Raw genomic sequence first — 23167 nt, 5'->3', positions numbered from 1 at the left:
AAATGGCTTATCCAAATGTTGCCGGGCAACGAAAGTCTGCTCCAATATTACTTCGAGTGGCTTGCCTTCTTGTAGGACTGCTCTTTATTTTTTCAGGCCTTATAAAAATAAATGATCCCCTCGGCTTTAGTTATAAGCTTGAAGAATTTTTTGAAGTATTCCATATCACTTTCCTGAATCCGCTTGCCGTTACAATTTCAATCACCTTATGTTCTATTGAAGTGATACTCGGAGCGGCGCTACTACTAGGAATTAGAGGAGCTCAGGTTGCATTGGGACTGTTAATTACTATTATATTCTTTACCTTTTTAACTTTCTATGCTGCTTTTTTCGACGTTGTAAGAACCTGCGGTTGCTTTGGAGATGCTATCAAGCTTACCCCCTGGCAATCTTTTGGCAAGGATGTAGTTCTGTTAGTCCTTATTCTTTTTATCTTTCTGAACCGGCATAAAATCCAGCCACTCCTAAAATCAGAAAAAGTTCAAAGTATAGCGCTTTGGATAATAACAGTTATCGCCTTTGTGATGGGGTTATACACCTATAATTACCTCCCGGTAAAGGACTTTCTTCCTTATCATATAGGTGCTAATATTCCCGAATCAATGAAAATTCCTGAAGGAGCTCCGGTAGATGAATTTGAGATTACTTACAGTCTTGTGAACAAGAAAACGAAGGAGGCTAAGCAAATGACCGATAAGGAGTATATGAAGACTGAAGTCTGGAAGGACGCAAATTGGGAAATTAAAGGAGAGCCCGGAAGAAAGTTGATCAAAAGGGGGTTTGAACCACCAATAAAAGACTTGAAAATATCCGACAGTCAGGGTACTGATTATACGAGTGAATTAATGGAGAACCCTTATTATAATCTTGTCATTGTAGCTTACAATTTGAGTGCTGCAAATGAAAGGGCCATAGGGGACCTCAATGCATTGGCAATGAATGCCGGGGAGAACTATAATGTAAGAACAGTTCTACTAACCTCCAATTCTGTTGAAACCGCAGAAGCCTTTAAAAAAGAGAATAAGTTAGCGATGGAGATCTTTTATGCTGATGCTGTTCCATTAAAAAGTATGGTGAGAGCTAATCCAGGATTACTGCTTCTAAAAGATGGAGTGGTAGTCAACAAGTGGCACTATCACACAATGCCAACCTACCAGGAATTGGAAGAGAAGTATTTCCGACAAAAGGATTAATGATATTGTTCCACGTGGTAGGCTATTCCCCTCAGAGGCACAATATAGCTGCGTTTCACCTAAAAGCTATTGGTTTTACTGGGTTGAGGTAACATAAGTTAATTTAAAAAAGACACGATAAGTTTTGAAAATATTTTTAATTGGATTTATGGGTTGCGGCAAGACAACCTTTGGAAAAAAACTAGCTTCAAAGCTCGGCTTTAGATTTATTGATCTTGATAAATCTATTGAACAAAGTGCAGGCATAACCATTCCTGAATATTTCAAGGAGTACGGTGAGACCGCTTTCCGAGTAAAAGAAAGAGAGGTTCTTCAAAAAACTACTGTCCCTGATAATTCCGTAATTGCTACTGGAGGAGGAGCACCATGTTTCTTTGATAATATGGAGTGGATGAACGAACAGGGGGCTACCGTTTATATTTGCCTCACACCCAAAGCGCTGGCTACTCGCTTAGAAAGTGCAACAGATGAAAGGCCAGTTCTACAGGGATTAAAGGGAGAAGAACTGGAACGGTTCATAGCCTCTAAGCTTGAAGAAAGAGAAGTTTTCTATAAAAAAGCTTCAATAATTGTGGAAGGTATCAACATTAGTCCCGAAAATTTTATTCCTAAATTAGAGGAGTATCAACGCAGGTAAACCGCGTCTTCCTGGTTGCCGTTAAGCAGGACATCTACGTGCTCTTTGATAACGGTAGCCAACTCAAGACCAGTAAAATCTGGAGTCACTGGAAAAATTCGGTGGCTTCTATTTACTAAAACAGCTGTGCGAAGCTTTTTTAACGGAATATCAAGGAAGATACCCAGGCCATAAGCCAAAGTCCGACCGCTATTCAAAACGTCGTCCACCAAAACTACTACCTTATTTGCACAACCTTCTATTGAAATGTCTGTTTCTGCCTGTAAGTGAGAACTTGACTTATTTAGTTCAATTCTCATAAGAATCACCTCAATTCCTGATATCTCCTCAATGGATTTCTTTAATCTTTCAGCAAGAATATATCCATAATCAGCAATACCCGAAATAACTATTGACGTTTCTTCCAAATTGTCTTCCCATATCTGATAGGCCATACGGGTGATCTTCTGTTGAATTTGAGTATTATCAAGAATTAAAATTTTCTTATCAGGCATCCTCTAAAAATTTCTGAAAAATAGATAATTGAAATGAATTACAAAATCATTTATTGATACGGGAAAAATACGAAGTTTGCACCTTCCGGTACTATAACAAAGAGGCACATAAAGTCTTCTGCGCTTTTGAATTGTTTAATAAAACGATCTTTTTTTTCTGGATGAATTATTCCTTTTTCAATAAATTCCTCAAGATAAGAGGCGTTTATTGACCAGATAGTATTTAACTCTTTATGGTCCAGGATAGGTTCTCCTACCTTTACCTCGTGCTGATGCGCAATAAAAATAGGGTAAGCTGAAAGTCCTTCCACCATAATTTCAGTTGAAACTTCCTTTATTGATTCACTGTATAGCTTCAAATCTTTTTCCAGACTTTTTAAAGGGCTCTCCTTTTTTGGAGCTTCTCCGTCTCCTGGCTGGTTTAATAATTCATTTAGTTCCATAAAAACTTTATCCTTTCTAAACACTTCTACCCTTACACATTCCCTTAATGGCTTAACTCCAATAGAACAACGTTCTCCACATGTTGTGTGTGGGGGAACATATCTACAGGTCTAATCTTTGTGACCGAATATTTTTCCTTAAGTAATGCAATATCACGAGCTTGGGTAGCTGCATTGCAACTTACATAAACAATCTTTGGAGATTCTATCTCTAGCAAGCGTGAAACAACATCCGCATGCATTCCTGCTCTTGGCGGATCTGTGATGATTACATCCGGTTTTCCGTGTTTTTCAACGAACTCTGCTGTCAGGATGTCTTTCATGTCCCCGGCATAAAAGGTTGTATTTGTGATGTTATTAATTCCAGAATTAATCTTTGCATCTTCGATAGCCGTTGGAACGTATTCAATTCCCACCACTTCTTTTACCCCCCGGGCTACAAAGTTTGCTATTGTTCCCGCTCCTGTGTATAAGTCATATACCAGCTCATCGCCTTTAAAGCCTGCAAAGGCCCTTGTTATTGCATATAGCTCATATGCCTGAAGGGAATTGGTTTGATAAAAAGATTTAGGACCAATTTTAAAAGTTAGACCCTCCATCTCTTCAAAAATATAATCTCGTCCCGAGTACACATTGATCTCCTGATCAAAAATAGTATCGTTTTTCTTTTGATTCAGAATATATAGGAGGGAAGTAATTTTAGGAAAACGTTCTTTTACAAAGCCCATCACTTTTTCAACCTCCTCTTCGCTTGCATAGGCAAACACTACAATTACCATTAATTCCCCCGTTGTGGCTGTTCTGATAATAAGGTTTCTAAGGGCTCCTTCATGAGCTCTTAGATCGTAAAAAGAAATACTGTTTTCAAGTGCAAAGTTGCGGATGTTATTCCTTATTTCATTGGATGGGTTACTTTGAAGATAACAAGTCTCAACATTAAGGATCTTGTCAAAGCGTAGAGGGACGTGAAAGCCCAGAGCATTCATTTCCTGATTGTCCCCTCCCTGAATATCCTCGTCAGTTAGCCATCGCTTATTAGAAAAAGTGAACTCCAGCTTATTTCTGTAATACCGTGTTTCGAAGGAAGGCAATATTGGTTCGATGATAGAGGTATCAACCCGCGCAAGCCTTTCAAGAGAGTTGACAACGCTTTTTTGCTTATAAACCAATTGTGCGTCGTAAGTCATATGCTGCCATTTGCAGCCACCGCAAATACCGAAGTGCGGGCAGAAAGGCTGAGTGCGATATTCAGAAGGTTTAATTAATTGAGAAACTTTTGCTTCAGCAAAGTTTTTCTTCTTTCGTAAAAGTTCAACATCTACTACATCACCAGGGACTGCCTTTTCTATAAAAAGCACAAGTTCGTCAGCTTTACCAACACCTTTTCCTTCTTCCGCAATGTCTACTACCGTAATATTCTGAATATGCTTTTTCTCAGCCGGGATTCTTTTCATGTGGCCGCAAAATTACAGAATGGTAATGAGAAGAGCAGAAATGTTTTATTTCAAAATCCAACAAACATTAAAGGAGGCCGATGCCTCCTTCAATATTTGTCATTTAATACTTAGAATCCAAATCCCAGAGCAATTCCTGTTCTAAGTCCGAAACCATCAATGCTTCCGCTAACTTCAGGCTTTCCGCTTCCATCTTCAGCCTTAACTTTTCCTGAATTATATGCTGGTCCAAAAAATATATCCAACACAAATCCACTATTATAGACCCATTGACGGCCGACTAACAGTCCGCCTCCAAATGACGAATAGGTTCCTTTATTATTATCGTCTTTAACAGTGTAGTTCTGATACCTTAAAAAGGGCCCAAGATATAATCCACTAAGAGCATTACCTTTTGGATATATTCGGTATTCAGGGGTAAGCGCAAAACCCGAAAATTTAGTATCACTTAATTTTAAACCAGTATAGGCAGCACCTAGTTGGAACGAAGATTTTTCTGAAACTTTATGTTCGAAGAATACCGAACCAGTTCTGAATAAAGCGGACAATGGGTTGATCTTAATTGTGTTTGTTGCGTCCTGTGCGAAAGATTTGCTGATAAAAATGCTAATAGTTAGAGCTGTGACAAGAAGGAGTTTTTTCATTTTTTAATAAAATTTAATAGTTAATTAATACATGTTTGAAAGCAATGACGATGAAATTCAGAGGAGTGCTACAATTTTATTTTTAAAAAAATATTTCCTTTCAAAATTTTATCTTTGCGCCTTCAAAATTTCACTCAATGAACCATCCTGTTAAAATAAAAAACGCTTTAATTTCAGTCTATTACAAAGACAACCTGGAACCTCTTATTCAAAAGTTAAACGAGCTTGGAGTAACATTTTACTCTACTGGTGGAACAGAAAAGTTTATTAGAGACTTAGGATGCGATGTAGTGCCTGTAGAAGATTTAACAGGATACCCATCCATTTTGGGAGGAAGGGTGAAGACACTTCATCCAAAAGTTTTTGGAGGAATACTTTCCAGAAGAGATTTACAGGAGGACGTTGCTCAGGCAGAGCAATACGAAATCCCGGAGCTAGATCTGGTAATTGTTGACCTCTATCCCTTTGAAGAAACGGTTAAGGCTGGTCTGCCTGAACAAGACATTATAGAAAAGATTGATATTGGCGGAATCTCTTTGATCAGAGCAGCTGCCAAGAACTTTAAGGATGTAGTGATCATTGCATCTAAAAGTGATTATACAAATCTTCTTGAAATTATTAGTGAAAGTGATGGTAGTACAACTTTAGAGCAGCGGAAAGCTTTTGCTAAAAAAGCTTTCAATGTTTCTTCACATTATGATACTGCAATCTTCAATTATTTTAATCAAGAAGATTCTTTAACAGTGTTTAAACAAAGCGAGCAGAAAGCGCAAACGTTGAGATATGGAGAAAATCCTCATCAGAAAGGATACTTCTACGGTGATTTAGATGCGATGTTCACTAAGCATAATGGTAAAGAACTTTCTTATAATAACCTTGTAGATGTTGATGCTGCAGTTGCTTTGATCGACGAGTTTACAGAGCCAACTTTCGCTATCCTTAAACATACCAATGCCTGTGGTGTAGCGTCTAGAAGTAATCTTACTGAAGCATGGAAAGTTGCTTTAGCCTGCGATCCTGTTTCTGCCTTTGGAGGTGTCATTATAACCAATCGTGAACTTGATGAGGAGGCCGCTAAAGAAATCAACAACCTTTTCTTTGAAGTTTTAATTGCTCCTTCATTCACTCAAGAGGCTTTACAAATTCTAACGGAGAAGAAGAACAGGATTTTGCTTGAGAGAAAGCAAGTTGAATTACCAAAAAGATTATTCAAAACGCTTTTAAACGGAGTTATCGAGCAAGATAAGGATGCAACAGTTGAAGGTCCTGAGCAAATGACTCCGGTAACGGACGTTAAGCCAACAGCTCAACAATTGGAAGATCTTTACTTCGCTAATAAAATTGTGAAACATACTAAGTCAAACACTATAGTATTAGCTAAAAACGGTCAGTTGCTGGCTAGCGGTGTTGGACAAACTTCGCGTGTAGATGCCTTACGTCAGGCATTAGAAAAAGCAAAATCTTTCGGATTTGATGTAACCGGTGCCGCCATGGCTTCTGATGCCTTTTTCCCGTTCCCCGATTGCGTTGAAATAGCAGCGGATGCAGGGATAAGTGTTGTACTTCAACCTGGGGGATCTATTAAAGATCAGCTTTCAGTTGATAAAGCCAATGAAAAAGGAATTGTAATGGTAGTAACAGGAGTTCGACATTTCAAACACTAAAAAATAAAACGTTAACCCTCTTAAATTATCAGATTAAGAGGGTTAATTGTTTATAACCTTTGATAACTTTTTGACCAAAATTACGTTTACCTCTGTTAATAAGAAAAACAGTAGAACTTCTGCCTGAAATTAGCCTGGAAAAAAATCATACTTCAGTTTAAGCAAAATTTAAAGGCAAAAAAAAATACGTAAGTTTGCACCTTTATTAAAAACGTTTAACATTTCTTTAATGGGTTTATTTAACTGGTTTACACAAGAAATCGCAATTGACCTTGGTACTGCAAATACCCTTATCATACATAATGACAAAGTAGTAGTTGATGAGCCTTCTATTGTCGCTTTTGATCGCACCACTAATAAAGTTATTGCTATCGGTAGGCAGGCGATGCAAATGGAAGGTAAGACACACGAAAATATACGTACAGTTCGTCCCTTGAAAGATGGTGTAATCGCCGACTTCAATGCGGCAGAGCATATGATCAGAGGGATGATCAAAATGATTAACAAAGGTAAAGGGTGGTTTTTCCCTTCTTTACGTATGGTCATCTGTATTCCTTCAGGTATTACTGAAGTAGAAAAGCGCGCAGTACGTGATTCTGCTGAAATTGCCGGTGCAAAAGAGGTTTACCTTATACATGAACCAATGGCTGCGGCAGTAGGAATCGGTATTGACGTAGAAGAACCCATGGGTAATATGATTATCGATATAGGTGGAGGAACTACGGAGATCGCTGTTATTGCTCTTTCCGGTATTGTTTGTGATCAATCTATACGTGTAGCAGGAGATAACTTTGATAGTGATATTGTGCAGTATATTCGCCGCCAGCATAATATAATGATCGGTGAACGAACTGCTGAGAAAATCAAAATTGAGGTAGGTGCGGCACTTCCTGAACTTCAGGATCCACCGGCAGACTTTGCAGTACAGGGACGGGATTTGATGACTGGTGTTCCGAAGCAGATAACGGTTTCTTACACTGAGATTGCACATTGCCTGGATAAGTCAATATCTAAAATTGAGGAAGCTATACTAAAAGCTCTTGAGATTACCCCCCCTGAATTATCAGCTGATATTTATCAGACAGGTATTTATCTAACTGGTGGTGGAGCTCTCCTTCGTGGCCTAGATAAACGCGTAGCTGCAAAAACCAAACTGCCTGTTCACGTGGCTGAAGATCCTTTGCGTGCTGTTGTTCGTGGAACTGGTATCGCTCTTAAAAATATTCACGGTTATAAATTCTTAATGCAATAATTACAATGAATGAATGAGAGACCTGAGTGAAGAGCCTATTCATTCATCTCTCATTCACTCATTCAATCCTTATAAAAACATGCGTAATCTTTGGCTTTTCCTAAGTAAGTATAACGCATTTTTCTTTTTCATAATTTTTTTCTCAATTTCAATAGTCCTGTTTGTTAAGAATAACTCTTTTCAAAGAGCAAGCGTATTGAATTCCTCAAACCAGATCGTAGGGAAAGCTTACGAAACTGCTAATTACCTTAATACCTACTTGAATCTTGCTGTGGTTAATGATAGTCTTGCTGCCGAAAACGCAAGATTAAGGGGCGAGATGAAGAGTGCTTTTTATTCAGATAGTATCGTAAGAAGAGATATTGTTGATACGGCTCAACGTCAACAGTATTCCTATATCGTAGCAGAGGTTGTCAACAATTCAATTCATCATAAGGATAACACCATTACGATCAATCGCGGCCGGAAACACGGCATTAAAAAAGGAATGGGAGTAATCAGTCCTACAGGGGTTGTGGGGCTCGTATTGAACGTCTCTGCTAATTATGCTACTGTTCAATCACTTTTACACAGCGATACGCGGATAAGCGCTTGTATTAAGGAGAACAATGCTTTTGGTTCTTTAACCTGGGGCGAGGAGAATTACGATCCTAAAATTGCTCTACTAAAAGATATACCTAATCATGTAAAGGTTAATAAGGGTGAACATATAATTACTTCAGGCTTCTCTACTCGATTCCCTCGTGGAATACCGATCGGGAGAATAAGGCGTACCGGAGTAAAAGGAGGGGAAAGCTTTTTGAATATAGAAGTCCAGTTAAGTACAGATTTTTCCACATTGCGTTATGTGTACGTAGTTAATAATTTATTAGCTGCAGAACAGGAACAAGTAGAAGCATTACAGCCTGCAAAATGATCAGAGTAATTATCAATAATTTAATTCGCTTTGTTGTTCTCGTTTTTATACAGGTATTTCTGTTAAAGAATATCGGCTATTACAATCTAGCTACCCCCTTTTTATATATCCTCTTTGTTCTGTTACTCCCTTTTGAAACACCGAACGTACTTTTGTTTGTTCTGTCATTTTTAATAGGCTTAACAATTGATACGTTTTACGACACCTTAGGGATCAATGCTGCCGCAAGTTGTGTGCTCGCTTTTGTAAGAACCGTGTTCATCAACCTAACCGTGCAAAGGCAGGGACTTGAAACCGAGCCGGAACCGAAGCTAGGGATTATGGGCTTCAGATGGTTTTTCTTTTATACACTAATTCTTACGCTATTTCATCATCTCACATTATTCCTGCTCGAAACATTTACTTTTTCTGACATCAAGTACACACTAATTCGAGTGGTTTTAAGTTCTATATTGACAATAGTTTTAGTCCTGTTGTCAGAGTTTATCTTCTTCCGTAAGAAAGAGCGCTAAAAATGAATAGTTTTTTTGAACGTCGGTTTGTTATCCAGGGGATTTTTATATTCATAGCCCTCGTCTTACTTTCACGGCTTTTTTATATCCAGGTTATTGATAAAAGCTACTTTTTATCGGCCAGCAATAACGTACTACGAAAAAAGATTATTTATCCTGCCCGCGGGGTGATTCTGGACAGGCATGGAAAGATATTGGTTCAGAACGAACCTGTGTACGACTTAATGGTTATTCCAAATGAAGTGGAAGACTTTGATACGTTGGAGTTTTGCCGTCTTATTGGAATTGATAAGGCTGGATTTGATAAGCGCTTCTTAAAGGCAAAAACCTATTCACCCTATCGCGCGTCAATTTTTGAAAAGCAAATTTCTGCTATAACCTTTGCCAGCTTCCAGGAATCTTTACAGGAATTCAAAGGGTTTTATGTGCAGAACAGGTCTGTGAGGAGATATCCAGACAGTCTTGCCGGCCACTTCCTTGGCTACATTGGAGAAGTTAATGATGCGGAAATAGAAAAATCAGGTGGTTTTTATCGTCCTTCAGACTATATTGGGAAAACAGGGGTAGAAAAGGCATACGAAGAGCTATTAAGGGGGCAAAGAGGGGTGGAGAACCTCATGGTAGACGCATTTAATCGTCCAAAAGGTCACTATGCAGATGGTAAGTATGATACCTTGGCTGTTGCAGGAGAAAGTCTTGTTTCGTCGCTCGATTTGCGCATTCAGCAGTTGGGTGAAAAGTTGATGAAAAATAAGGTAGGAAGTATCGTTGCGATTGAACCTGCAACTGGTGAAATACTGGCGTTTGTAAGTAGCCCTGGATATGATCCCAACCTACTCGTTGGTCGTCAACGGGGTAAAAATATGAGCGGCCTTTATAAAAACCCCTATACACCGCTTTTAATTCGTCCCATTCAGGCGTATTATCCTCCGGGCTCTTCCTTCAAACCTATGGACGCCCTGGTTGCATTACAAGAGGGACTTATTCAGCCTAATACAACCTTCTATTGTCCTGGGGGGTATCGGGCAGGAAATCACTGGGTGCGATGTGAACACGTAGATGGAACAACAGATCTGACAAAAGCCATTAAAATGTCATGTAATACTTATTTCTGCTACGTTTTCGATCGATTAATGAATAGGAACGGTCCGAAGAATATCCGCTACGCTTTTAACGACTGGCGCAAACATATCAACAGCTTCGGATGGGGAGAAAAGTTAAATATCGATTTGCCTAATGAGAAGAGGGGTCTTGTGCCCAAGGATGAGCGCTACGATAAAATCTTTGGAAAAAACAGATGGCGAAGCAGCACCATAATTTCCCTGGCCATCGGGCAGGGCGAGCTCCTCGCAACCCCTTTACAGTTGGCAAATGCCGAATGTATTATCGCTAACAGGGGTTATTATTATACGCCTCACCTAATCAAAAGCATAGGAAACAAGAATATTGTAAAGCCAGAGTTTAAGGTGAAACATCAGGTTGGTGTGGATTCCCGATATTTTGAACCAGTAATTGAGGGTATGCATCAGGTAATTGAAAGTGGTACTGCTATTGCCTCTAGGATTCCTGGTATTTCCTTCTGCGGGAAAACGGGAACAGTTCAGACTCGAGGGAAAAACCATTCCGTCTTTGTTGGCTTTGCTCCTCGTGAAAATCCCAAGATTGCCATCGCCGTGGTAGTTGAAAATGCAGGATACGGGGCATCATGGGCAGCGCCAATTGCTAGCTTTGTGGTAGAAAAGTACTTACGGGATTCTATTACAAGAAGACCGTCTGGTATTGATGCAAAGCGATATATGAATGCCAACCTGTTGCCAATGCTGCCCGGAATGAAGCCTCAGGACAAGAGAAGTAAATTACTTGATTCTTTGAAGTTTCTGCAGAAGGACAGTATTAAGAATAAGCAAAAAATAATCAGCTTAAAAAAAGCAATCTATCTTGCTTATGCTAAAAAAGATACAGTCAAGAAAGACGTAGGGGGTAGAGCAGTAGCAGGTAAAGATAGCTTGAAAAATAAAACTCCAATAAGGTCGCTGGCAAACCCGGCTGCATCACCGGTAGAAGGTGGTAAAAGCAGAAAAGATACATCAAAGGTAAAATCCAAAGTAACAACAGCTAGACCTGGTCCAGGTAAATAACATGAAAGATCAAAGAAGCCTTTTTTTTAATGTTGATTGGGTAATTGTTTTGATCTACCTGGCTTTGTGTGTCATTGGTTGGTTTAATATCCATGCCGCTGTTTATGATCCAGCTAATCCGAGCATTTGGGATATGGATACGAACTACGGAAAGCAATTTGTATTTCTTTTGGGAGCTATAGTGCTTGGCTCACTTATCTTGTTAATGGATAGCAAGTTTTTTAATTCGATAGCGCCAGTCTTCTATGGAATTACTCTCCTACTACTGATTCTGGTGCTAATTATAGGAAGAAATGTTGGAGGAAACCAGGCATGGATTCCAATAGGAAGTTTCAGGCTACAACCTTCAGAATTTGCTAAATTTTCCACCTGTCTGCTTCTTGCTAAATATTTGGGTACTAATAATTTAAAACTCAATGATTCCAAGACTTTGATCATTAGTTCTATTATCCTTTTAATTCCAATGGGGCTTATTATGCTTCAGCCCGACACTGGTTCAGCTTTAACTTTCACATCGATCGTATTCGTACTTTATCGGGAAGGCTTGTCGGGTTATTTCCTGGTTATTGGGGTGCTCTTTATTGCTCTGTTTATTTTATCTATAATGTTCAACAAGTTTCTGGTAATTGCAGCCTTGTTGATTATTGGCGCGCTAGGTATTTATTTTAACAAGCGAAACCGCAACCTTATCACTGTAATTGCCTCAGGTGTAATAATTTCCATAGCTTTTATCTTTTGTGTGGATTTTGCTTATGAGAATGTACTGCAGGCACACCAACGGAACCGTATTGATGTTATTCTTGGTAAAATAGACGACCCTCGGGGCCAAGGGTACAACCTTAATCAGTCTAAGATAGCAATAGGGTCGGGAGGTTTATGGGGCAAGGGGTATCTTCAGGGCACGCAAACCAAGTATGACTTTGTACCGGAGCAGAGCACCGACTTTATTTTCTGTACGGTAGGTGAAGAATGGGGCTTTATTGGGAGTTTGGTCGTTGTGGGGCTCTATTTGACATTGCTAATTCGAATCGTTAACGTTGCAGAACGCCAGCGAGCAAGCTTCTCCCGCATTTACGGTTACGGCGTAGCCTCTATCCTGTTTTTCCACTTTTTTATAAATATAGGGATGACCATCGGTCTTGTTCCGGTAATTGGTATTCCTTTACCTTTCCTAAGCTATGGAGGATCATCCCTATGGAGTTTTACTATCCTGCTATTTATTCTACTGAGGCTCGACTCAAACAGAATGGGACTTATCTAGTATATCTCCTTTGTAAAATAGCGTAAAACTTCTCTACTGTATCTTGCTTTGCAGGCCAGTTATTTTTTGCCGAGTAATTAGTCTTGAGGAATGTTTCGGCTATCTCAAATGATTCAAAACGGTTTAATATTTCAACAGCCTCGCTATATGCCAAACTGTAGCCGTTAAAAAGCTCCTTAATAAATAATAATTTATCATTAAGGCTTATTGCTGTCTTCAGATCGGTAATAGGCTGAGAACTATACTGAGCTGTTTGAATAGACTGGGCTTTTTGCGCAGAGATCAGATCATTTAAAGTAGGAGTAGGACCTGCTGATTCTACAACATCAATGGTAGTGACTTTTTGTGGAATAACCACCTCCTTAACTACCGGTTCCTCCACTATTTCAGTTACCGGTGTTGGTAGGGTGATTTCTTCTTGTTTATCTTCAATTATTGGAACAGCAGTGCTTTCTTCTTCAATTATTGGGGGGGCAATCTCTGTTATTTCGGATAGAGGCTCTACAACTGCTATTGGCTCATGTTCTACAGGAGGCTCGAAAAGGGTTAGCGAAGGTCTTGGTTCAATCGCAGCCTGTTCCTTTTTCTCTGCAACATCGACCGGAGGTTTAAACTCGTTTGTAACCGGAGCAATGAAAGGGGGAGGAGAAATTTTATTTGATTCGACAGTCCTTTCTTCTGCAGGTTTAGGCACCGGCCTTCCTTCCTTATTAATCCTTCGTAATATCTTAACGTGCTCTGAAAGGAAATCCGCATTAGCCGAGAATAATTCCAATTCGAGGTCATTCAATTGTTCAGGATTTTCAGAAAGATATTGATATTGTTCGTTTATCTCCACTACTATAGATCCAATTTTCTTAAAAATCTCTTTTTGATGTATCATGAACAGAATAAGTAAGTGTGTTAGTAATATGCTATTGCATATCAAACTTAGAGAAAATTTGGTAGAATTAGCAAAATTTCAACAATCCCTATGGCTTCCATCAAAATTTCTGATATTCGCAAGTGGAAAGGGTGAGTTAATATGTTATTCAGTGAACTGCATTTCAGGACAGGTTCCGGTCCAAAGGGAAGTATTGAAGTAATTTGCGGATCAATGTTTTCTGGGAAGACTGAGGAACTTATCAGGCGCTTGCGCCGTGCACAAATTGCAAAGCTGAATGTTGAAATTTTTAAACCAAGGTTAGATACCCGTTACGACGACTCTGATGTAGTATCTCATAATGCCAATTCTATCCCATCTACTCCCATAGAAAATTCATCCTCAATCTTATTACTCGGAACAGATACCCAAGTCGTAGGAATTGACGAGGCTCAGTTTTTTGATCAGGGTTTGCCAGAGGTATGTATACAGCTGGCAGCAAAAGGTATTAGAGTAATTGTTGCAGGCCTTGACATGGACTTCAAAGGAAAACCTTTCGGACCAATGCCGGCTGTGATGGCTATTGCTGAGGATGTAACCAAGGTCCACGCCGTTTGTGTCCAATGTGGTGCCCCCGCCACTTTTTCGTACCGCACGGTTAACAGTGGATCCAAAATTCTATTGGGGGAAAAGGAAAGCTACGAACCTCGGTGCCGCGTTTGTTTCAACTCTACATCCTATTAATTTATTATAACTGTCTTTAAAGTTTTAATCTTTCCATTTGACTGTAGCCTGTAGAAGTAAGTTCCGCTGGCAAGGTTCTCTGTATTTAATACCTGAAAGTTATATTTACCTTTTACAAACGACCCACTCGTAACGTTACTTACCTTTTGACCCAGGATATTATATAGATCGAGGGTGATAGCAGAACGTTCAGGCAGAGACACCGAAACATAGGGAAGTCGATCCCCAGTGTCGTAGTAGGAATAAAGACTAATATTATCAATCTCTGGATTTGCCTGTTGGGAGATCACATTATAATTTGCAAGGGCAACATCAGCAGTTTGCTTCACATGGTCCAGGTTGTCTGCCCCAATGTAAGCAAAGGCAACTTTTATAGAACCATTTGCTGGTATGGTGTAGGGTCCATACCCAACGACAAAAGACACGTCGGTTCCACTGCCTGATGTCCCTAGTTCTGTTGACGCTATACCACTGGATAAAGAAGTGAATTTCTCTTCATCAGTAAAGTTATCGTTGACAAGTAAGTTTCCCGAAAGCCGATTACTAAGAGGATAATAGGAAGGATTAGCGTTGCTTAGAAGCTTTACAGCTGCGTAAGGAGCACTTGAACTACTTTTGTCATATACATAAGCAATTTTGTTATCACTGTCAAATTGTGTGGCATTAGTGGAGCCGCCGTTAATGTCCCAGTCATTAAACATCCCTAAATACGCATTATTTAGGGCATTATTGTTTTGGTTAAAAACTTCGTACTCGGTTATCAGGAAGTTGTCTCTAATAGTATTATGAAAAACATAAGATCTTTGTTTAACGTAAATATTCAGTTTTTGCGGATTTCCATTATCGTTAAAAGATGCTATAGTCTTAAGTGTGTCCGCAACCTGCTCTCCGCTAACTTTAATTTGTCTTACAAAATCATCATCGGTAGAAGAGTCTGCGGTTCGAACATTATTAGACAATCTTGTTGAAGACGTTCCTATCATTAAGCCTGCTTCATATAATAATTGTTGGCCTTTATATTGAAACCCCATTGTCCCCTCTTCACCTCCTGCCTGTAGATACCCTATTGTTCCTTTGCTTGTGATGGTGGTTGCGATCGTTGAAGTTTGAAGGTTTAGGTAATCCCGGTTTACTTGGACCGTAAATCCCTCCAAATCCATGTAAGCATTGTTCCTGGTTGTGTATTCAAATTGTAGTTCAGCAGTATAGTTTTCAGGAGTCTCGGGCCTAATATAAAATTTGAAAGGTCCAATATTAGAGGCCATCTCAAGTGTACCAAGATGATTTACAGTTGTCTGATCTTTCGTAACCACAATATTTTCATCACTACTTTTTAAAGTGATTATAAGGTCATTTACAGGGTTTAGAAAATTTTTAAAGTCGGCGTATACGGTTACAGTATCGCCGGCAGCAAATGTCCCATTCGTTTTATCGGTATACCTTATTGTTTGTCTTTTAACAGATGGGAGGCTTTCAGTTAAAGCACGGTAAACATTCAATCTGCCTTTTCCAAGCTGCCCGGTGAATGTTGGATTTCTCTGATCGATATTATCCGATGTAACTCTTAAAAGTTCTCCAACTTGTTGCATCGAAAGAGCAGGGAAATATGCTTTAACTAATGCCGCAGCACTGGATACCACAGGTGTGGCCATTGAGGTTCCTGACTTTGTGCCATAGCCCTGGTTAAAGATTGTACTAAAAATATTCGTTCCTGGTGCAGCTATAGAAACATAAGTTCCGTAATTACTGGATGAATTTCTCTGATCATCTGTTTGAACATTTGCTACAGCCATAACTCCCGCAAAAGCAGCAGGATATTGAGGTATATTGCTCCCGTCATTACCTGCTGCGGCTACTATAAGGCATCCTCTGCTAATTGCATAGTTTATTATATCCTGGCCAAAGAGATTAGCAGCCTCAGAGCCCCAGGAGCAATTGATTATTTGGGCTCCATGGTCTACTGCGTATTTTACAGCTTCATAACCTCTTATAATATCTGTCCCATTATCATCTGTCGCAGTTTTTAAAATCATTAATTTGGCACAGTTGAAGGCCACGCTAGCAACACCCTTCCCATTATTAGTTACAGCAGAGGCTATGCCACTTACATGAAGGCCATGGTCTCCGCGAGCGTCAGTTATATTGGGGTTGTTATCTTCTGTCAAATTATTGAGTGTTGCTCCTGCAAAGTCCCAACCTTTATAGTTATCAATATAACCGTCGCCATCATCATCCTTTCCATTTACTGGGTCATTAGCGTTAATGAATATGTTTGCTGCAAGGTCCTCGTGTTCAGTATCTGAACCAGAATCAACAATAGCTATCACAACCTTCTGTTCGTTTCTAATTCTATCCCAGGCTAGAGGTGCTTTTATCTGGGGCAGGTAAGGTTGAAGATTAATGTAAGGGTCGTTTGGGGTGTAAGATGCACGATGGATATAAACGGGTTCAGCATACTCAACGTTCTCGTTCTTATTTAATTCTTGAACAGTTTCTAAAACATCTTTGTTGCCACTAAGAACAAGTTCATAGATCCTATTTAGCCCAAACTCTTCCTGTTTCTTCAAAATTGTGGCCCCGGATTTTAGCTTACCAACAGGGAATTTCTGTTGAATCTTATTGACAGATCCAAGCTTCAAACCCAGATCAGGACCCACAGACTGGACCTTCGCATCATTCACCGAAATAGTTGTCTTTAATTTCACTATAACGCGGTCAGGGAGAAAGTTTGCCCCAGTCTTTGCACTCGTCCGACCAGCCAATTTTCCCTGCGCCATAGCCTGGGTTACTACGAGTAGTATATAAAAAGCAAGTAGAAGGTTTTTCATCCAGGTAGTTTGATTGGTGTTGTTATTATTTTAATCCATCAAGCACTCTAAATATTTTTTGCTTGATACCAGCAGTACTGCCGTTATAGTTGTTGGTAATAATACTAAATACTACTGGCGTACCATCTGCTGTCGTTTGAAATCCAGCATAGCACAAAGCATTACGAATACTCCCACTTTTCATTTTCATATTGTTATACAGCGGAAAGCTTTCGTGATAATCATTAAACCAAGTTTCCTTTTTAACAGATAAAAGTATACGAGCTATCACCTCTGTAGTTACCTTGTTTTCCGGTGATAATCCACTGCCATCCAATACATCCAAACTGTTAGGGTCGATCCCAATTTTATCTCTCCAAAATCTCTTAACTTCCTCGGTACCATTATCGAAGCTTCCAGCTTTTCCCAGCTTTACCGCAATGGTTTTCAAAATATTTTCAGCATACAAGTTAAGGCTTTTTTGATTTAACCAATAAACAACTTGAGAGAGTGAAGGTGATTCATGAGAGCCAAGGATTTTTGCAATTGGCTCGAAAGTTAGATTTTCTGCATTTAACTTTCGCCAGGTGCTGGCAGTTAATGATGAAATACCAGAGGCGAGCAGCTTATTTCTTAATTCGATAGCTAAAGAAAGGGCAGGGTCCGGACAGGATATTTTAATCGTCTTATTTAAATCTAATCCGTAAGTTCCGCGTAAATAAACAACCTCGGTATAAGGAGCAGAATATGCATAAACATTATCTCCTGAACCGGAAGGACCAGTGCTTACTTCATTTATTGCTCTAAGATCAAGTATTGATGGCGAAAGGCTCACAAGTTTGGCTGGGCTCCCCGTTTTACTGCCCGCTTTAAAGGTAACCCCAATTTCGTTTTCTCGCCAGCTTACTGAGCTAGCTCCTGCTCCGTAATAATTACCGATATCTTGCCATATCCATCCTTGCGGTATGATCTGAGTTCCAAATAGTTGGTCGTCCGAAATTATTCGTCCTTCAATTTTTTCAATCCCAGCCTGTTTTACAGCCTTGATCCATTTATCCAAGATCATATCTGCTTTTGTTTCTGCATACCTGTGGCTACCTAGTGTTGGATCACCGCTTCCCCTAATAATTAAGTCACCTTTTAGGGTTCCATTACTTATTGTGCCATTATATCCGATACTTGTTTCCCATCTGAAGTCTTCACCTAGAATATTAAAGGCAGTAGCGGAAGTAACTGTCTTTAATGTTGAAGCGGGAGACAATCCAATCTTCTCATTACTGGCGTAAATAATATCACCGGTTCTGGCATTAATAACAGTCAGGGAAGCTTGTCCGTATTTAAGCTGTGAATCATTTTTAAGGTTCGTAAATGCACTACCTATCTTTTGATTTAGAGACTGCGTAAACGCCGGTGCTGTAATGATCAGCAGAAATGTCAGGAATCTTAATTTCATCATTGTATTATAACACAAAAAAATTTCAAAAGCAAGGCTCACAAGTAGAGACCGATAATTTTGAAAATTCTTGATGACTGAATTATAAGTGAGTCAAGTAGATTGCGGTGCTTATAAAGACAAATAACTACCTCAATAAAAAAGCGGCAAACTTTCATCTGCCGCTTTCGAATAATTTGTTGACAATCTTAACCTAAAAGGCCTTGTTTCTGAAGGTATTCTGCAATCTGAACAGCATTAGTAGCTGCTCCTTTACGAAGGTTATCTGCTACTATCCACAGATTAAGAGTTTTCGCCTGGGACTCGTCACGACGAATACGTCCTACGAAAACTTCATCTTTTTCATGAGCATCTTTCGGCATTGGATAAACTGCATTTGCAGGATCATCCACAACCACAACACCCTCTTGCTGCTCTAACAAGTTACGAACTTCAGCTAAGTCAAAGTCGTTCTCGAACTCGATGTTTACAGACTCTGAGTGTCCGCCCATGACCGGAATTCGAACTGTAGTCGCCGTAACTTTGATGGAATCGTCGCCCATGATCTTGTTCGTTTCTTTGATCATCTTCATTTCCTCTTTAGTATATCCGTTATCCTGGAATACATCGATTTGAGGAATTACATTAAGGTCGATCTCGTGAGCATATGCCCTTGGTCCTTCAATACCATTACGCTCATTCATCAATTGCTCTACCGCTTTAACTCCAGTACCGGTTACAGACTGGTAAGTAGAGACAACAACGCGTCTGATCTTATATTTCTCGTGAAGTGGTTTAAGTACCACTACCATTTGAATTGTCGAACAATTAGGGTTGGCAATAATTTTATCTTCAGGTGTTAGAACATTAGCGTTAACTTCAGGAACCACTAACTTCTTAGTAGGATCCATGCGCCAAGCCGAAGAATTATCAATTACGGTAATGCCAGCTTCTGCAAACTTTGGAGCTTGCTCTAAAGAGGTGCCACCGCCTGCTGAAAACAATGCCACTTCTGGTTTAAGCGCAATTGCCTGGTCGGCCGAAACCACCTTGTACTTCTTTCCCTTGAATTCAACTTCCTTACCAACACTTTTTTCTGATGCTACGGGAATCAATTCAGTTACCGGGAAATTGCGCTCTGCTAAAACTTTTAACATCACCGAGCCTACTAAGCCCGTAGCGCCTACAACTGCGACTTTCATTTTGTTTTTTGAATTTTACTTTGTTTATTTATAGTAATAAAATTCCGCAAAGATGAGAAAATGTTTAGTCTTTTCCCTGATCTTTTTTGCGAAATTTGCCTTATCACAAGTGAATGACAATTTTGATGATGGAAATTTCGTCAGTAATCCGGCCTGGACAGGGAGCAATTCAAGTAATGATTTCACTGTTGTTAATAACCAATTAAGATCAAACTCAACAACAGCCAGCAGCAATTTTTATTTAAGCACGCGCAGTACGTTAGCGTCGGCTTGTACATGGGAGTTTTACTGTAATTTACAGTTTGCCACCTCGGGGGCTAATTATGTAGATATATATCTGATCTCTGATCAACAAAATTTGCAGGTGCCTGCAATTAATGGATATTTTGTGCGCCTTGGAAGTACTACCGATGATATTTGTCTATACAAGCGTAGTGGCGGAAGCAGTACGAGCGTAAAGCTTATTGATGGGGCTGATGGCAGTATAAATAGCAGTACCAATAATCGGATTAGGGTAAAAGTAACACGTTCTGTTTCTAATGTTTTTACCCTCGAAAGAGATGTAAATAGCCAGTCGGCCTCTTACACCAGCGAAGGTTCTGCCACTGATGGTAGTTTTTTAACCTCTGCTTATTTTGGCATCTCTGTTCAGCAGTCCAGCTCATCCTTTTTCCAAAAGCACTTCTTTGATGATATAGCTGTCAGGCCAATAGTAGTAGATAAAACTCCTCCTGGTCTGTTATCGGTGAAAGCTCTAACAAAACATTCCCTGGAAGTAACCTTTAGTGAAGAAGTCGATGAAGTTACAGCTAAAATATCAGACAACTATGTTCTAAACAATAGCTATAGCCGACCCAGTTCTGTTACTACTGGTGCCGCTCCCAATAGCTTTATTATAACATTTCCTAAAGATTTTATTACCGCAATTTACACGCTATATGTGTCTAATGTTACCGACAAGTCATCTAATATTATTCCAGCCAATAGCTCAGTTAGTTTCAATTATCTTGCTCCTTATACAGCCGCCAAAGGAGATGTCCTTTTTAGTGAGATCTTTGCGGATCCGTCCCCGCAGGTAGAACTGCCAACTGTGGAGTTTGTAGAGATTCGAAATGTTTCACATCAAGCTATTTCTTTACAAAATTGGAAATTGTATGATCCAACGACCACAGCCACTCTGCCTCTTATTGTTATCGATCCGGACGAGTACTTGATCATCTGCGCCAAGGCCGATACCAGCGAATTAAAAAAGTACGGAAAAGTGATAGGTGTTTCTCCCTGGCCTTCATTAAATAACTCCGGTGATTTCATTGGTCTGAAAAGTGACAAGGACATTTCAATAGATTCTTTGGCGTATAGGGATAGCTGGTATAGAGACGCTGAAAAAAAAGGAGGAGGATGGTCCCTCGAGCTGATTGATCCGAAGGCAGTTTGCAGGGGGATACAAAATTGGATTGCAAGCACAGATATAAGTGGCGGAACTCCCGGTAGAAAAAATTCAACGAAGGAGTTGTACAATGTGCCACTGGCGTTAAAAACTGCTGCTATAGTTGATAGTGTTACCATTCGTTTAAATTTCAATCGACCTGTCGATAGTCTCTCAGCTTCTATTCCCGCCAATTTTGTTTTAAATAAAACACTTGGTCCTCCAATTAGGGTAGTACCTCTAGGGCCTGATTTTTTCAAAGTAGACCTTGTATACTCGCAGCCAATTCCTCATAGTAGCTATCATATTACAGCCACTAACATAACCGATTGTGCCGGAACAATTATTTTAGCTGGCAATAACACAGCAAACTTTGATAATACGCCAGCTCACGTTGCTGCAGAAAGAGATATCGTAATCAACGAGATCTTCGCCGACCCTTCCCCTCAACTAGGTCTCCCCACAGTAGAGTTTGTGGAGCTTTTGAATACTTCCACTACTCCAATCTCCCTGCATAACTGGAAATTTTCTGACCGCGCATCTTCCGCTACTTTATCGTCGCTAACTATCAATCCTGATGAATACCTCATTCTTTGTGCAAAAACGGACACTGTGGAGTTTAAGCAATATGGAAGGGTAATAGGTGTTTCACCCTGGCCCAGCCTCAATAATTCCGGGGATGTTATAAAGCTGATAAGCGATAAAGGAATTGTTATTGATTCAGTGGATTATAAAGATAGCTGGTATAAAGATCCAGAAAAGAAATCCGGTGGATGGACATTAGAGCAAATGCACACTAAGGCTATATGTAAGGGAATCCAAAATTGGGCCGCAAGCTTGGACGCAAGTGGTGGAACTCCCGGCAAGAAAAACTCGTTGAGTATATTGGCTGTACCTGATGACGCTTTAACAGTAAAGGAAGCAGTTTTGATAGACAGTATTACGCTCAGAATTAGTTTCAATCGTGTTGTTGATAGTATTTTTGCTTCAGTCCCTATTAATTATACTGTAAATAATGGCATCGGAAATCCAATCTCTGCCAATCCGGTTACACCACAATTTTCGGATGTTGACCTTAGATTTGATAGGAATATAGGTAGGGGTAAGATATATTCGGTTGCCGTATCCAATGTTACTGACTGTTCGGGAATTATTATTAAAGAAGGTAAGAACACCGTATCCTTTACCGTTCCGGAAAAATCAGGGCTAGGGGAGATACTTATAAGCGAAGTACTTTTTAATCCGAAGCCTGATGGCGTCGACTTTGTAGAAATCTACAATAATTCAGATAAAGAATTCGATTTAAACGAAATCTCAATAGCTACAATAAAGGAAGCTGATAGCCTCGTAAGTGTCAAAAAAATATCCAAAACGCAGGTTCTGTTTAAGCCTCATAGTTATCTGGCTCTCACTATTGATCCTGAAATTATAAAGAAGGAATATCCTGCTTCAAATTCTGAAGCTTTATTTAAGATGGCATCAATGCCGTCCTTCAATGATGATGCGGGAACAGTGGTCCTCCTATCAAGTGGAGTTCGGGCAGATCAATTCTCATACTCCGCAAAAATGCATTTTCCTTTAATAAAAAATGCTGAAGGTGTTTCTCTTGAGCGAGTTAGTTTCAACAGACCTGCTGGAGAACCAGGCAATTTCAGGTCGGCCACTTCTGTCGCTGGATTTGCTACTCCCGGATATAGAAATTCCCAGTATGCTGATATATTAGCAGGAGATGAAGAAGTATCCCTTGTGTCAAAAACCTTTTCGCCAGACAATGACGGTTTTGAAGATGTATTAACCCTACTCTATCATTTCGAGGAAGCTGGCTTAGTTGCTAATGCCTCAGTTTTTAATGATAAAGGAGTATTGGTCCGTAAACTATGTAAAAATGGAACATTAGCAGCAGAAGGAGCTTTCATTTGGGACGGAATGGATGATCATGCAGCCCGAGCTTCAGTTGGTATATATGTTCTATATCTGGAAGTCTTCGATCTAAGTGGTAAAGTAAAGAGGTATAAGAAAAGTTGTGTTCTTGCGGCTAAGTTATAGCAGTGTTCTGCAGCGGCCTGCTCCTGTCGCCTGAAAATAA

At 39.7% G+C, this 23167-nt stretch carries 18 protein-coding genes; 10 read left to right on the top strand and 8 right to left on the bottom strand.

Annotation, left to right across the window (positions count from 1 at the left end; translation table 11 throughout):
• Positions 1 to 2: 2 nt before the first annotated feature.
• Both J4N25_RS22585 and J4N25_RS22580 read left to right on the top strand, forming a co-directional pair.
• Positions 3 to 1193: a BT_3928 family protein gene (locus J4N25_RS22585; protein ID WP_207424083.1), complete on the top strand. Its 1191-nt coding sequence runs from the start codon at positions 3 to 5 to the stop codon at positions 1191 to 1193.
• 124 nt (positions 1194 to 1317) lie between these two features.
• Entirely contained in the window at positions 1318 to 1830 is a 513-nt protein-coding gene (locus tag J4N25_RS22580; RefSeq protein WP_207424082.1) for a shikimate kinase, read from the top strand.
• Here the strand turns inward: J4N25_RS22580 and J4N25_RS22575 are convergent.
• The 4 genes from J4N25_RS22575 to J4N25_RS22560 all read right to left on the bottom strand — a co-directional run bounded on the left by J4N25_RS22575 (position 1818) and on the right by J4N25_RS22560 (position 4865).
• Positions 1818 to 2324, bottom strand: a complete 507-nt coding sequence (locus J4N25_RS22575; protein ID WP_207424081.1) for a phosphoribosyltransferase family protein — start codon at positions 2322 to 2324, stop codon at positions 1818 to 1820. The two genes, J4N25_RS22580 and J4N25_RS22575, sit on opposite strands and share 13 nt — an antisense overlap.
• 50 nt (positions 2325 to 2374) lie before the next feature.
• Positions 2375 to 2767 carry a hypothetical protein gene (locus J4N25_RS22570; RefSeq protein WP_207424080.1) on the bottom strand — a complete coding sequence of 131 codons (393 nt, stop codon included), beginning with the start codon at positions 2765 to 2767 and terminating at the stop codon, positions 2375 to 2377.
• A gap of 44 nt (positions 2768 to 2811) precedes the next feature.
• The gene (gene rlmD, locus J4N25_RS22565) at positions 2812 to 4221 is read right to left on the bottom strand and encodes a 23S rRNA (uracil(1939)-C(5))-methyltransferase RlmD (RefSeq protein ID WP_207424079.1); all 1410 of its coding nucleotides are present in this window, start codon (positions 4219 to 4221) and stop codon (positions 2812 to 2814) included.
• Between the two features lie 110 nt (positions 4222 to 4331).
• Positions 4332 to 4865 (bottom strand): DUF3575 domain-containing protein, encoded by a 534-nt coding sequence (locus J4N25_RS22560; protein WP_207424078.1) that lies wholly within the window; start codon positions 4863 to 4865, stop codon positions 4332 to 4334.
• A gap of 137 nt (positions 4866 to 5002) precedes the next feature.
• On the opposite strand from J4N25_RS22560, the gene purH reads away from it, so the two are divergent.
• From purH to rodA, 6 genes are all read left to right on the top strand, one after another.
• Positions 5003 to 6529 carry a bifunctional phosphoribosylaminoimidazolecarboxamide formyltransferase/IMP cyclohydrolase gene (gene purH / locus J4N25_RS22555; protein ID WP_207424077.1) on the top strand — a complete coding sequence of 509 codons (1527 nt, stop codon included), beginning with the start codon at positions 5003 to 5005 and terminating at the stop codon, positions 6527 to 6529.
• A gap of 229 nt (positions 6530 to 6758) precedes the next feature.
• Positions 6759 to 7781 (top strand): rod shape-determining protein, encoded by a 1023-nt coding sequence (locus tag J4N25_RS22550; protein ID WP_207424076.1) that lies wholly within the window; start codon positions 6759 to 6761, stop codon positions 7779 to 7781.
• A 13-nt stretch (positions 7782 to 7794) separates the two neighbouring features.
• Complete coding sequence (mreC, locus tag J4N25_RS22545; RefSeq protein WP_369410877.1) at positions 7795 to 8697, top strand: rod shape-determining protein MreC; 903 nt, start codon at positions 7795 to 7797, stop codon at positions 8695 to 8697.
• Positions 8694 to 9209, top strand: a complete 516-nt coding sequence (locus J4N25_RS22540; RefSeq protein ID WP_207424075.1) for a rod shape-determining protein MreD — start codon at positions 8694 to 8696, stop codon at positions 9207 to 9209. Before mreC ends, J4N25_RS22540 begins: the two co-directional genes overlap by 4 nt.
• 2 nt (positions 9210 to 9211) lie before the next feature.
• A complete protein-coding gene (mrdA, locus tag J4N25_RS22535) occupies positions 9212 to 11347 on the top strand; it encodes a penicillin-binding protein 2 (protein ID WP_207424074.1) in 2136 nt (711 codons plus the stop codon).
• 1 nt (position 11348) lies between these two features.
• A complete protein-coding gene (rodA, locus tag J4N25_RS22530) occupies positions 11349 to 12608 on the top strand; it encodes a rod shape-determining protein RodA (protein WP_207424073.1) in 1260 nt (419 codons plus the stop codon).
• On the opposite strand, the gene J4N25_RS22525 is transcribed toward rodA, so the two are convergent.
• Positions 12601 to 13491, bottom strand: a complete 891-nt coding sequence (locus tag J4N25_RS22525; protein WP_207424072.1) for a DUF8457 domain-containing protein — start codon at positions 13489 to 13491, stop codon at positions 12601 to 12603. The two genes, rodA and J4N25_RS22525, sit on opposite strands and share 8 nt — an antisense overlap.
• Before the next feature lie 141 nt (positions 13492 to 13632).
• Between J4N25_RS22525 and J4N25_RS22520 the strand changes: the two genes are divergently transcribed.
• Entirely contained in the window at positions 13633 to 14214 is a 582-nt protein-coding gene (locus tag J4N25_RS22520; RefSeq protein ID WP_207424071.1) for a thymidine kinase, read from the top strand.
• Here the strand turns inward: J4N25_RS22520 and J4N25_RS22515 are convergent.
• The 3 genes from J4N25_RS22515 to J4N25_RS22505 form a co-directional block, all read right to left on the bottom strand.
• The gene (locus tag J4N25_RS22515) at positions 14211 to 17042 is read right to left on the bottom strand and encodes a S8 family serine peptidase (RefSeq protein ID WP_207424070.1); all 2832 of its coding nucleotides are present in this window, start codon (positions 17040 to 17042) and stop codon (positions 14211 to 14213) included. The two genes, J4N25_RS22520 and J4N25_RS22515, sit on opposite strands and share 4 nt — an antisense overlap.
• A 25-nt stretch (positions 17043 to 17067) precedes the next feature.
• Positions 17068 to 18477, bottom strand: a complete 1410-nt coding sequence (gene dacB, locus J4N25_RS22510; protein ID WP_242695995.1) for a D-alanyl-D-alanine carboxypeptidase/D-alanyl-D-alanine endopeptidase — start codon at positions 18475 to 18477, stop codon at positions 17068 to 17070.
• Positions 18478 to 18662: 185 nt separating this feature from the next.
• Positions 18663 to 19655, bottom strand: a complete 993-nt coding sequence (locus tag J4N25_RS22505; RefSeq protein ID WP_207424069.1) for an aspartate-semialdehyde dehydrogenase — start codon at positions 19653 to 19655, stop codon at positions 18663 to 18665.
• 52 nt (positions 19656 to 19707) lie between these two features.
• On the opposite strand from J4N25_RS22505, the gene J4N25_RS22500 reads away from it, so the two are divergent.
• Positions 19708 to 23127, top strand: coding sequence for a lamin tail domain-containing protein (locus tag J4N25_RS22500; RefSeq protein ID WP_207424068.1), 3420 nt, complete (start codon positions 19708 to 19710; stop codon positions 23125 to 23127).
• Positions 23128 to 23167 lie beyond the last annotated feature (40 nt).

Source organism: Desertivirga brevis (genome assembly GCF_017355835.1).
This window is presented reverse-complemented; position numbering and strand designations above follow the sequence as displayed.

Bases quoted from the DNA above. Each gene is read 5' to 3' on its own strand.
- J4N25_RS22550 (WP_207424076.1), top strand. From the start codon at position 6,759: ATGGGTTTATTTAACTGGTTTACACAAGAAATCGCAATTGACCTTGGT.
- J4N25_RS22520 (WP_207424071.1), top strand. From the start codon at position 13,633: ATGTTATTCAGTGAACTGCATTTCAGGACAGGTTCCGGTCCAAAGGGA.
- mreC (WP_369410877.1), top strand. From the start codon at position 7,795: ATGAGAGACCTGAGTGAAGAGCCTATTCATTCATCTCTCATTCACTCA.
- J4N25_RS22540 (WP_207424075.1), top strand. From the start codon at position 8,694: ATGATCAGAGTAATTATCAATAATTTAATTCGCTTTGTTGTTCTCGTT.
- J4N25_RS22525 (WP_207424072.1), bottom strand. From the start codon at position 13,491: ATGATACATCAAAAAGAGATTTTTAAGAAAATTGGATCTATAGTAGTG.
- dacB (WP_242695995.1), bottom strand. From the start codon at position 18,477: ATGATGAAATTAAGATTCCTGACATTTCTGCTGATCATTACAGCACCG.
- J4N25_RS22570 (WP_207424080.1), bottom strand. From the start codon at position 2,767: ATGGAACTAAATGAATTATTAAACCAGCCAGGAGACGGAGAAGCTCCA.
- purH (WP_207424077.1), top strand. From the start codon at position 5,003: ATGAACCATCCTGTTAAAATAAAAAACGCTTTAATTTCAGTCTATTAC.
- J4N25_RS22585 (WP_207424083.1), top strand. From the start codon at position 3: ATGGCTTATCCAAATGTTGCCGGGCAACGAAAGTCTGCTCCAATATTA.
- rodA (WP_207424073.1), top strand. From the start codon at position 11,349: ATGAAAGATCAAAGAAGCCTTTTTTTTAATGTTGATTGGGTAATTGTT.
- mrdA (WP_207424074.1), top strand. From the start codon at position 9,212: ATGAATAGTTTTTTTGAACGTCGGTTTGTTATCCAGGGGATTTTTATA.
- J4N25_RS22560 (WP_207424078.1), bottom strand. From the start codon at position 4,865: ATGAAAAAACTCCTTCTTGTCACAGCTCTAACTATTAGCATTTTTATC.
- J4N25_RS22505 (WP_207424069.1), bottom strand. From the start codon at position 19,655: ATGAAAGTCGCAGTTGTAGGCGCTACGGGCTTAGTAGGCTCGGTGATG.
- J4N25_RS22575 (WP_207424081.1), bottom strand. From the start codon at position 2,324: ATGCCTGATAAGAAAATTTTAATTCTTGATAATACTCAAATTCAACAG.
- rlmD (WP_207424079.1), bottom strand. From the start codon at position 4,221: ATGAAAAGAATCCCGGCTGAGAAAAAGCATATTCAGAATATTACGGTA.
- J4N25_RS22500 (WP_207424068.1), top strand. From the start codon at position 19,708: ATGAGAAAATGTTTAGTCTTTTCCCTGATCTTTTTTGCGAAATTTGCC.
- J4N25_RS22515 (WP_207424070.1), bottom strand. From the start codon at position 17,042: ATGAAAAACCTTCTACTTGCTTTTTATATACTACTCGTAGTAACCCAG.